This window comes from Prosthecobacter sp., from assembly GCF_020439865.1.
Lineage (GTDB): Bacteria > Verrucomicrobiota > Verrucomicrobiia > Verrucomicrobiales > Verrucomicrobiaceae > Prosthecobacter.
Genome location: NZ_JAGRPF010000222.1, coordinates 1 through 10,928 on the forward strand (window position 1 = coordinate 1; position 10,928 = coordinate 10,928).

Genomic DNA, 10,928 nt, shown 5'->3' on the forward strand with positions numbered 1-10,928 from the left:
GCCTGCGCGAGCAGCGGCGGCATGTATCGCAGCTACGCCGTGCTTCAAGGCATCGACCAGCTCATTCCGGTGGACGTGTACATCTCCGGCTGCCCGCCGCGTCCCGAGGCGCTTCTCGAAGGTCTCATGCGTCTGCAGCACAAAATCGAAACCGAACATTCCTTCGTCGAACAGAAGAAGGAACTCATCGACGAACTCACCGCCTAATTCTTCACGATCATGAACGCGGCAGAAATGGTACAGGCTTTGAAGCAGAAGTTCGGCGACGCCGTTCTCGAAATGAAGGAGTTCCGCGGCGAGCACACGCTCGTCGTCAACCTTGCGAGTGCGAAACCGCTTCTCAAATACTGCCGTGACGAACTGAACTTTGACTATCTGGTCGATGTTTCCAGCCTCGACTACATGGGCAAGGAGCCGCGGTTTGAGATGGTGTATGAGCTCTACGGCTACGGCCACCTGCAGCACCTCCGTGTGCGTGCTACCGTGGCCGAGGATGAAGAGGTTCCCACCGTCAGCGACATCTGGCCCACTGCCAACTGGCATGAGCGCGAGGTGTATGACATGATGGGCATCAAGTTCAGTGGTCATCCGGATCTGCGCCGCATCCTCATGTGGGAAGGCTATCCCTTCTTCCCGCTGCGCAAAGATTTCCCGCTCGAAGGCAAGCCCAGCGAAATGCCCGACGTCGGCTTCACCAAAGTCGCGCCGATGGCCGACGGCCCGTTCGTCACCTGCGCAGGCCCTGGTGACACCGTGACTCGCGAACCGCGCTCCCACCGGCCGGTGGAGTGACACTCGTCACATCATTGAGCTTGGAAGACAGGGGAGAAATCAGTTAAAAACAGCATTCTCCGCGGTCTTCTCGTTTTCGGGCTGCAAAAGATTCGTTCCCTTGCCCGTTCTCACCCGCCCGCAGCTTTCTTCTCATCATGACACGCACCCACCTCACCACCGCACTCGGTCTTGCTTTTGCGACGACCGTCTTCTCCGCTGAATCCACCGACTGGGCCAAGTTCCGCGGCCCAGCGGGCAACGGCGTTGTCCCCGCCATCGACGGAGCCAAATGGAGCCTCAAGCAAGTTTGGAAATCGCCGACGAACCTCGGCTTCAGCAGCTTCGCCGTTGCAGGTGGCAAGGCCTACACGCTTGTCACCGGTGAAACCGATGGGAACACCGGCGAAATGCTCGCCTGCTTCGACGCCGCCAGCGGCAAAGAAGTCTGGAGCAAGCCCCTCAGCGTCATCCCGAAGTATGACGGCGGCGGCGATGCCGGCACCGGCGACAACAAAGGCGGCGACGGCTCCCGCAGCTCGCCCGTGATCGACGGCGACAAAGTTTATGTCATCGACAGCCTTCTGCACGTCTTCGCTTTCGATGCCGCCACCGGCAAAGCCGTGTGGGATCACGACGTCATGAAGGAAAACAAAGGCGAGATGATCAAGTGGCAGAACGCCGCCTCCCCGCTCATCGATGGCGACATCCTCATGCTCGCTGGGGGCGGCAAAGGTCAGGCGCTCATCGGCTTGAACAAAAACACCGGCAAAGTCGTGTGGAAGGGTGAGGACGACAAGATGACGCACGCCACTCCGATCATCGCCGACGTGCTTGGCGTGCATCAGGCGATCTTCTTCACGCAGAGCGGCCTCGTCGGCGTCGAGCCGAAGAAGGGCGACGTGCTCTGGCGCGCCGAGTTCCCCTACAAAGTGAGCACCGCCGCCTCGCCGGTCGTGTTTGAAGACATCGTCTATTGCAGCGCCGGTTACGGCGTCGGCGCAGGTGCCTTCAAGCTCAGCAAGAAAGGCAGCAAACTGTCCGCCGAGCAGATCTGGCGTCGTGAAAACGAGTGCTTCAATCACTGGAGCACCCCGGTCGTGAAGGACGGTTACCTCTATGGCATGTTCAGCTTTAAAGAATACGGCAGCGGCCCGCTCGCCTGCGTCGACATCCGCACCGGCCAGGACAAATGGAAGGAAGCTGGCTTCGGCCCCGGCCAGGTCATCCTCGTTGGCGACAAGATCGTCGCCACCAGCGACAAGGGCGAAGTCGTCGTTGCCACGGCCAATCCGGAAAAGTACAGCGAAGTCGCCCGCAAAGACGTCCTCGAAGGCAAAGTGTGGAGCTACCCTGTCCTCGCCGGTGGCAAGATCTACGCCCGCAGCACCAAAGAAGGCGTCTGCTTGGACGTGAACTGATTCACCGCACCTCAACTCACTCGAAGCCCGGAGGGAAACCTCCGGGCTTCTTTTTGTGCTGTGGTCGTGCAGCCTTGACGCATCCGGCCCTCTCGCCGACTCTCGGCTCCCCTCTCTGGCATGAAGTGGCTGCAACGTGTGATCCAGGCCTGGCAAAAGGCTCGTGAACTCCCCTACCTGGGACGGAGCTCCTTTGGCATGGCCATTGCCGTCCTGGTCGTTTCAATGATGCTGGGCTGGCACCGCACGCATCCGGATGATGCGGTGGGCGTGGCGATTCAGCAGGCACAACAGGCGCAGATGGATGTACCGAGAAGCATCCTGGTGCTCTCCGGCGTGCTGCCTTATCTCAACCTCTGGGTCACGCTCGGAGTGCCGGTGCTGCTGCTCGTCATCTGGCGGTGCTGGGGAGACCTTCGCCGTTTGATGCTTCCCGTGAGCGTGGCCTGTGGGTCGGTGGCCGTCTGGGCCATCGCGAGCGACTTGGTCGACTACATCGCGCATTCGCAAATGACGGAGATTGGCGAGCCTCCCGCTCCGACCGCGTTTGCCTTCAAGCTGGTGTTCATCGCGCTGGCGCTGATCTCGGTACCGTTCGCTCTGCAATACTACCGACGCATCGGCATCATGGAGCGCTACACGCTCAGGACGTTCCTGCATCCGCTGGTCTTTTGCTTCGTGTCATTCTTCACTCTGTGGATCATCATGGATCTGCTGGACAATCTGAAGGACTTTCAAGACTCCAAGTCCAGCGTGGGAGATGTGATCCGCTTTTACCTCGGCGTGCTGCCTTTTATTTACACACAGATTGTGCCGGTGGCTCTGTTGCTCGCGGTGCTTTACTCGCTCACCCGCATGTCGAGGGCCAATGAGCTCATCTCCATGCTGGGCACGGGGCGCAGTCTCCTTCAGGTGCTGCGGCCGATCTTTGTCTGCAGCGTGTACGCCTGCATGTTGAACATGGTGGCCAACTACTACTGGGCGCCCCGTGCTGAAGGCAATCGTGAGGCCATCTTTCGAGCCATGAGCCAGCATGCGCCGGATTCGATCATGGCGTCCGCCATCATGTTCCATAACGAACAAACGCAGCGCACCTGGTATGTGGGCACTTTTCCCTTTTCCCTGCGCAGTGGCCGGGAGCGCCTGCACGGCGTCCAGATTCGTGAGGTAAATGAGCAGGGCCAGCCGTCACGCACGATCATCGCGCCCACTGCGGGATGGACGCCGCAAACCGGCTGGCGTTTTTATAATGGCAAGGAACTGGTCTATCAGAACGGCGTCGTCACGGACTTCCGGCTGTTTCCGGAAGACAAAAACCACCAGCGTGTCCTTCAGGTTCCTGAAATCGACGAGACACCCTGGAGCATCGTCAGCTATGCCCTGCAGGCGGATTTCATGAGCGTGCCGGAGATCATCTCCTACCTGCGTGCGCATCCCAAGGCATCGGACGACAAGCTCGCGTCCTTTCGCACGCATTTCTGGCATCGTTTTGCCCTGCCCTGGCAGGCGCTGAGTCTGGTGCTCGTCGCCGCGCCGCTGGGTGTCGCCTATTCGCGGCGTGGTTCGGTGGGGGGCATCGCCGTCAGCGTGTTCATCTTCTTCATCTACATGTTCGCGAACAATCTGTTTCTCAATCTGGGCAAAGGCGGGCACCTGCCGCCCTGGCTCACGGTTTGGATGCCGCACCTGCTGTTTGGCTCGCTCGGTCTCGTGCTGTTCCACTACCGCTCGCAAAACCGCGACCTGCCCAGCTTCAAGTTCAAGTTCTCCAAGCTCAAACCTCAGATCGCGCGTCCGCGCAATCGCAGCGGGGATGCCTCCCTGCCCGGCGCCTCCGCAACTTGAAACTTCCTACCTGAAACTTTAAACATCGTTGATGCAGCAAAACTGGTCCATCCGCAGCCGCGCGCATGAATGCGCGCTCACCGCACGCCCCTTCGAGGACGGAGAGAGCTTTCACACCGCCATCTACTTTGATCCGGATGAAAACGGTTATGTGCGTCGCGACGTCTGTGCCGAGGCCTGGGCGCAGGAAATCGAGCAGCGCAAACCGATCGCCTCCTGGAAGACCGTTTACCAGAAAGTGATCGTCGAGGCCAAGCCCGAGATCGCCCCGAAGGAAACCGCGCATGAACTGCTCCAGCGCTTCATCGAGGAGGGCGATCCCATGACCGAAAACGCCCGCTACATCCTCGCCCTGATGCTCGAGCGAAAGCGCCAGATCGTACAAACCGCCGAGAAGGAAGTGGATGGCGCGAAGATGCTCTTCTACGAGAACAAAAAGACCGGCGAGATTTTCATCGTGCGTGATCCTGAGCTGAAGCTCGACGAAGTTGCGCAGATCCAGGAGGAAGTCGCCACCATCCTCGCCTTCGGCGGTCCCGCCGCAGAAGCGGCGAAAGCCGTGGGCGTCACTCTCACCGTCGATGGCGTGGTGCCTGCGACCGATGCTCCGGACGAGTCAGGCGAGGTTTCCAGCGCAGAGCCGGAGCAGTTCCCCGAAGAGCCCGCCGACGCCGAATCCGCTGATCCTGTCAGCACCGACGAATCAGATCCGACTCAAGAAGCCCTTTCCGAAGGCGAAGCAGAACCTGCCGCCACCGAATCCAGCAACGAAACCTCCAGCCTCTAGCATTCAAGCCCCCATGTCCCTCCAGCAAGACCGCGAAGAACTCCGTCAGCTCCTCAAAGCCAAGTCCGTCAAGACCGGCAAATTCACCCTCGCCTCCGGCAAGGAGAGTGATCTGTATGTCGATTGCCGCGTCACCACGCTCGACGCGCGCGGAGCCGTCCTCGTGGGTCGTGTGCTGCATGGTCTGATGCGCGCCGAAGAGGAAAAGCGCGGCGTCCAGGTGCAGTCCATCGGCGGACTGACGATGGGAGCCGATCCCATTTCCCTCGCGGTGGCGATGCAGACGATTCACGCCGGCGATGCGACTCCGGTACCCGCCTTCACCGTGCGCAAGGAGCCGAAAGGCCACGGCCGCGGCAAGCGCATCGAAGGCAACTTTGCCGAAGGCCAGCTCGTCGTCGCGGTCGATGACGTGATCACCACCGGCGGATCGACCTTGAAGGCGATCGAAGCCATCGAAGAAGAAGGCGGTAAGATCGCTTTCGCGCTCATTCTCGTCGATCGCGATGAAGGCGGTCGCGAAGCCATCGAGAGCAAAGGCTATCCCGTCGTCGCCGCGTTCACGCGTGCGGATTTGGTGTGAGCTCGCCAGAACGGGTCTCCGTTCAATGGTTGAGTGAAGCGTTAACTGACAGCTCTGTCGGATATAACATTGTTGTCCTGTTCGACGGAATTGCTTCTCACCTACTGGTTCTGTCAAGAATATGGCTCAGCTCGAATGGCCGCTATTTGTGTTTCGCGAGGACGGTGTTCTCCAGCTTTGCGAAACACTGGAAGACGCACGGCGTGAATTCGAAGGAGTGGACGTTGAGGCGCGCGTGTTTGAGTTCTACGACTTCTCGGGCTGCCCCGTGAAGCCAGTGTTTCTCCAGCTCAACGAGCACTCCTCCTTCCTCGGATTGATTCACACCGTTTCGTCTGCGGTTTTCGAATTTCGCCGAGATCCTGACCTCGAGACTGATCCGATCGACGTTGCTGTTCTGGAGACGGCAATTCTCGAAAAGAACGATCGATTTGAAGGCTTGATTCAGGTTCGCAAGCACCTTGAAAATCGGGGGTGCTCAATGGAACTCTCGCGACTACGCCAAGAAACTGAAGCGGCAGAACAAGTCAGTGGTGGCGGTGGCGGATAACACCGCTAGTTCGCTTAGCTCTGGACGCTCTACTTCCGCCGCGCCATACTTCAAACGTCAGACCACCTACTTGATCCGCACCCGTGCGTAATAGATCGCGGCTTTGCCTTCGTGGCTGGAGTAATAGGTCACGTGCAGCAGATCATCGTGCCAGTAGAGGCCAGGATAGCTGCAGTCGCCGCCGCTGGGGAGTTCGAGAATCGGTGTGAGGCTGGTGGGCGTCATCGCGAACAGCACCATATGCGGACCGGGCGTGGCGCCGAATCCGCGTGAGCCGGCGATGATCTTGCCATCCGGAAGCTCGATGAAGTTCGGGCCACCGAGCGGCAGTCCCGTCGCCGCCCAAGTCCATTCACGATAGGGAGCCTTGGCCATGCCGATCACGCCTTTGCGGTCGCCGCCCTGACGCGCCACCAAGGCGAGCGCGCTGCCGTCCTTGAGGAAACGCAGTGTCGTCTCCGCCGGCTGTCCCGGCACGTTCATGATCGAGGAAAGCTGCCACACGGAGCCATCGCCGCTCGCATAGGTCTTCAGCGACCACTCCTTCTCGGGTGCGGGCCCGCCAGAGTTCGGGTGAATGTTGAAGCTGGCGCCGTAAAACCGTTTGTCGGCCGGATTGACCGACACGCGCCAGAGCCAGTCGCCTTTGGCCAGCAGCTTTTGCATCGGCGTCCACACCTTGCCGTCCATGGAGGTCGAGTAGCGCGGCTGCACGCCCTGGGAGTCGGACTGGCCGCCGCAGAGCAGGTACAAGCGCTTTTCATCCGGTGTGACGATGAGCTTGGGATCGCGCAGATCGGTTCCAGGTTCGCTGACCAAGGTGTTGTCGATCCAGTTGCTGCCGCTCGCGGAAATCAGGGTGCGGATGGAGCCTTCGCTCTTGGTCGCAGTGGCGCCTTCACGGAAGCAGCAGTAAAACAGGTTCTGGTAGCGCGTGAGGTCGGTGTAGCCGTTGTGCGGGGCCTTGTCCCAGATCTTTTCCACAGACACAAGTTCCGCCACGGGCGCCTGCGCGTGCAGCAGGCCGGCGGAGATGATAACAGCAGCGGAGATGAGGAAGGAGCGGCGCATGATGTTCAATCGTACCCAATCGCCGCCGAGTTTCATCGTTTCTTTGGCCGGGTGGCAAAGAACAGCGCGATGCCGAGGCAGGCGACGAGGAAAATGCCGAACGTCACCACCGTGAGCACCAGATCGCGCGTGTCCTTGTCCCGGATGAAACCGAGTTTGTGGAGGTTCGTGAAGATCGTCGCTTCAAACTGACGCTGCTTGTCGGTGTGGCGCGTCACGCTGCCCGTCGTGGTCGAGACATAGACGCGTGTGTCGAGCGCGTCGCCTGCATCGAAGCGATACACCGGCAGGATGCGGAAGATGTTGATGTACTCCGTGTTGAAGGCGGTGAGGAAGTCCGTCTTCTTCACCTCCGCTCCGGCGAGGAAGTTCTTCGCGATCTCGGCGGCATAGGCTTCATCCATCGCGGGATCGACTTTGCCATCGACAGCGCTGACGTACTGCGGCGCACGCGTGCTCTTGGTGTAGATCTGATACCACGGCACGCCGCCGATGCCGCGCAGGTTCACGGCCTGCACTTCGGGATTTGCCTCGCTGAGTTTCGACACGGCTTCCGCGACGCTGAGCTGGATCGCATTCACGTCCATGCCGCCGCCGGAAGGTTTCGCCTGCGGCGGCGGTGCCTGCGTGCGTGTCATCACATTATGGATGACACCACTGCCGGAGGCGATGAGCACGGAGACGCTGAAGGCGAGGCCGAGCCAGCGATGGAGTTTGCGGATGAGACGGGAGTTCATGAGCAGAGGGCAAAGAGCGAAGGGAGAAGAGTTCCGCAAAGGACTTTGAGCGGGGAAGAACGAATCGTGCCTCTTCGCCCTTTGCGGAGCACAACGCCTACCATTTAAATTCGATGCCGCCGTAGAACGCGCGGCCATCGCCGGGAAGGAAGACCGCCGGCCCGCCGAGCGCAGGAACACTGGCGTTTTGCACCACGTTGGTGGTGGGGCTGTACACCTCGTCGGTGAGGTTGCGGGCCTCGATGAAGAAGGAGAGGCCTTTCTTGGTGCGGTAGCCGATCTTCAGGCCGAGCAGCGCGTAGGGGTCTGCGAATGTGGTGCGTGCGAGGTCCGCGGCATAGCGATGCGGCGACCACTCGAGATTGGGACCGCAGTAGAAGCCACAGGGGTGCTGATAGACGAGCTCGGCACGGTAGTAAAACGGTGCGAAGCCGGGCATGAGGCGGTCGCCGAAGGTGGGATCGTCTTTGAAACGGAAGTCGTTCCAGAAAAAGTTCTGACGCAGGGTGACACGGTCGAAGTCTGTGTCGCTGGCGGTGGTGAGATTGCGCAGCAGATCCGCGCTGAGACCGAATTCAACGCCCTGGTGGATGGTTCTGCCGACGTTCGTGGTCGTTGTGGCCCCAACGCCCGGCACACCGAGGGCGAGCAGCTCGCGGTCCACCCATGCATAGTAGTAGCTGAAGTCCCAGGAGACGCGATCGCGGTCGCCACGGGTTCCAATTTCGAGCGTGGTGGCCTTTTGCGCCTGCAGCGGCAGGATGCCGCCGGCTCCGACCGGCACGGCCTCGCCAAAGGTCGGCGGTTCGAAACTGCGGCTGGCATTGAAATAGATCTGCGTCTGCGGATCGATCTCGTAGATCAGCCCCGCTTTCGGGCTGATGCCGGTGTAGGAGATGCGGTCGGTGTTGTCCGGCCCGAACAGGGTCTGCTCGTTCAAGTCGCGGTTGGCATAGAGCCACTGAAGGCCTGCGGTGAGGGAGAATCGCTCCGTGAGGTGTAGGACGTCGTTGAAGTAGAGGCTGTAGTTGATGGCTTGTAGCTCATAGTCCGCCACCTTCGCGCCACGCTGACCACCGACGTTGAGGAAGCGCTGGTCCTGCGTGTTGCCATACATGAAGCCGGTGCCAACGGTGAGGTCGTTCTCCAGGCCAAACAGGCGGTTGTGCCCGTCATACCGCAGGTCGAAGCCGAGGTCGTTGCTGAGCTGGTCGATGACTTGGAAGATGGGATGATCGAGGTCTTTCCAGCTCCAGAACGTGGACAGGGTGAGCGACTGGTCGCCGTCGGAGTAGGTGAGTTTGTCAGCGAGACGGAAGAGCCGGTAATCACGACGCTGGCGGCCGGCGAGGTTTGCCGCGGCGGCCTGTTGCGGATTGTTTTCCATCTGCGCCTTCGTCAAATTGCCCGGGAGCTGGGACTTGCTGTCCACCCAGGTGATGTAAAAGCGGTTTTCAAGGTTGGGGCTGATCTTCGTGCCGATGTTGGCGAAGACGCGCAGGCTTTCCTGCTCGCTCCAGTCCCGGAAGCCGTCGGTGTGCGCCGCGGTGATACTGACATAGACGTCCGTGTTCCCGCTCACAAAGCCGGAGGAGATCTGGGCACGCCGTGTGTTGAAACTGCCGATTTCAAAGCGCGCTTGAAACGGCGAGGCGGTGTACCCGGTGTTCGAGATGAAGTTGATCGCACCGCCGAGCGTCGCTGCGCCATATTGCAGCGCGTTTGCACCGCGGAAGATTTCCGTGTACTGCGCAGCCATCGGTTCGACCGCCTGCATGTCGAAGCCGCCGTCGGCGAGGTTCAGCGGCATGCCGTCCTGCATCAGCCACAAACCGCGGCCGTGGAAGGTGCGCTGGATGCCGGAGCCACGGATCGCGATGCGCGCCTCCTCCGCACCGAAGCGACTCTGCACGAGCACGCCGGGCGCGAAGTCCAGCGCGTCCTTCAGCGTGGCCGCACGACCGGTCTTGTATTGCTCGGCATCGATCACGGCGACACCGCCGGGCACAGTCTTGGCGAGCTGTTCTTTTTTTTCCTCAAGGCTGGGAACCGTGAGAGAGGGGGATTTGTTTGCGTCGATGATGACTTCCTTAAGCGGAGTCGGCGTGGTTTTCGTGGGTGCGGCGTTTTGTGTGAACGCTGTGCTGGTCAGAGAAAGCAGGAGGAGAAATGGAAATGGTTTCATGAAAACGAAGCGGAAAGTGGAAATGAAAAGTCGGTGCGCGATGTGGCGCGATGTGAGTTTTGCGCCCCCGTCCGGAAAACGGCCGGACGGGGGCGTCTGATGGAAACACAGCTTGCGCCGTGTCACTCTGCTCACCAGAAAGGGCCTCCACGGCAGTCACGCATGAAAATCCACAGGCCCGTGTGCCCGTGGCGCGATGCTGCCGCTTCTAAGGAGGATGGCCGGGCGCGAGATCCATCACGACCGTGTGATGCGATCGTGCGTTCGAGCCTCAGGCCACTTCGCGTCTGGGCGGCGGCGTCTCCGGCAGCTTGCTGCGTCGCACCAAAGTTTCGTGAGTCATCACGAAGGAAACAGTTTCTGCCGCAGGAGCGATCAGGCGGGTAATAGGCACCAGCACCGCATCGATCTTCTTCACGGACTGGCCCGTTTGCTGAGGCTGGCTGGGATCCGCATCGCGGCCTTCCTTGACCTTGTGACAGAGAGGACAGCCATGCTGGCCGTCGAAGGTCTTCTGCACCGCTTCCATCACCGCTCCTTCGCGGGCAAAGGAAATCAACATCCCCGTCCAAGCGATGCCCTGCAACAGCGCCCAGTGCATGCCGAGCGACAGACAGATCGCACCCACAACCACCAGCCGCGCAATTCGCGGCAGCAGGGAAGGCGTGGTTCGGTGAGACATTGGGACGCGAGTATGGGAAATGCGCTGATACGTGTCAACTAAGGAGAAGTCGTTTCACTTCATCGCCTCAAACCACGCGAGCAGGTCGAGAATCTGGTCGGCCTTGAGCGTGTTGAGCAAACCGGCGGGCATGGGCGAGACATCGGAGATCGTGCGTTCCTTGATCATTGCCTTGCCGATCTCGCTCTTGTCCGGCGCGAGCGGATTCGGCTTCAGCACCACGCGTTCATCGTCCTCGCCCTCCAGACTGCCGGTGATCGTTTTGCCGTCGCTTGTTTTCACCGTCACGAGCCGGA

At 60.4% G+C, this 10,928-nt stretch carries 11 protein-coding genes and 1 pseudogene; 7 read left to right on the plus strand and 5 right to left on the minus strand.

Annotated elements, in window-relative coordinates; translation table 11 throughout:
- The 7 genes and pseudogenes from KDL09_RS24050 to KDL09_RS24080 all read left to right on the plus strand — a co-directional run.
- Window positions 1–207 (plus strand): annotated as a pseudogene (locus tag KDL09_RS24050) (NADH-quinone oxidoreductase subunit B); the annotation flags it as partial.
- Window positions 208–219: 12 nt separating this feature from the next.
- Window positions 220–792, plus strand: coding sequence for an NADH-quinone oxidoreductase subunit C (locus KDL09_RS24055; RefSeq protein WP_294391100.1), 573 nt, complete (start codon window positions 220–222; stop codon window positions 790–792).
- Between the two features lie 137 nt (window positions 793–929).
- Window positions 930–2,192: a PQQ-like beta-propeller repeat protein gene (locus tag KDL09_RS24060; protein WP_294391103.1), complete on the plus strand. Its 1,263-nt coding sequence runs from the start codon at window positions 930–932 to the stop codon at window positions 2,190–2,192.
- A gap of 120 nt (window positions 2,193–2,312) precedes the next feature.
- A complete protein-coding gene (locus tag KDL09_RS24065) occupies window positions 2,313–4,037 on the plus strand; it encodes an LptF/LptG family permease (protein ID WP_294391106.1) in 1,725 nt (574 codons plus the stop codon).
- A 31-nt stretch (window positions 4,038–4,068) separates the two neighbouring features.
- Entirely contained in the window at window positions 4,069–4,824 is a 756-nt protein-coding gene (locus KDL09_RS24070; protein WP_294391109.1) for a hypothetical protein, read from the plus strand.
- A 13-nt stretch (window positions 4,825–4,837) separates the two neighbouring features.
- Window positions 4,838–5,407: an orotate phosphoribosyltransferase gene (gene pyrE / locus KDL09_RS24075; RefSeq protein WP_294391110.1), complete on the plus strand. Its 570-nt coding sequence runs from the start codon at window positions 4,838–4,840 to the stop codon at window positions 5,405–5,407.
- A 121-nt stretch (window positions 5,408–5,528) separates the two neighbouring features.
- Window positions 5,529–5,957 carry a hypothetical protein gene (locus tag KDL09_RS24080; protein WP_294391112.1) on the plus strand — a complete coding sequence of 143 codons (429 nt, stop codon included), beginning with the start codon at window positions 5,529–5,531 and terminating at the stop codon, window positions 5,955–5,957.
- 66 nt (window positions 5,958–6,023) lie between these two features.
- Here KDL09_RS24080 and KDL09_RS24085 read toward each other — a convergent pair whose 3' ends face one another.
- The 5 genes from KDL09_RS24085 to KDL09_RS24105 form a co-directional block, all read right to left on the minus strand.
- Entirely contained in the window at window positions 6,024–7,028 is a 1,005-nt protein-coding gene (locus KDL09_RS24085; protein ID WP_294391114.1) for a sialidase family protein, read from the minus strand.
- 32 nt (window positions 7,029–7,060) lie between these two features.
- Window positions 7,061–7,765 carry a PepSY domain-containing protein gene (locus KDL09_RS24090; protein ID WP_294391116.1) on the minus strand — a complete coding sequence of 235 codons (705 nt, stop codon included), beginning with the start codon at window positions 7,763–7,765 and terminating at the stop codon, window positions 7,061–7,063.
- 97 nt (window positions 7,766–7,862) lie between these two features.
- A complete protein-coding gene (locus KDL09_RS24095; protein WP_294391118.1) occupies window positions 7,863–9,950 on the minus strand; it encodes a TonB-dependent receptor in 2,088 nt (695 codons plus the stop codon).
- 271 nt (window positions 9,951–10,221) lie between these two features.
- The gene (locus KDL09_RS24100) at window positions 10,222–10,632 is read right to left on the minus strand and encodes a hypothetical protein (protein WP_294391121.1); all 411 of its coding nucleotides are present in this window, start codon (window positions 10,630–10,632) and stop codon (window positions 10,222–10,224) included.
- A gap of 54 nt (window positions 10,633–10,686) precedes the next feature.
- A partial coding sequence (locus KDL09_RS24105; protein WP_294391123.1) for a hypothetical protein occupies window positions 10,687–10,928 on the minus strand: 242 nt, incomplete at its 5' end.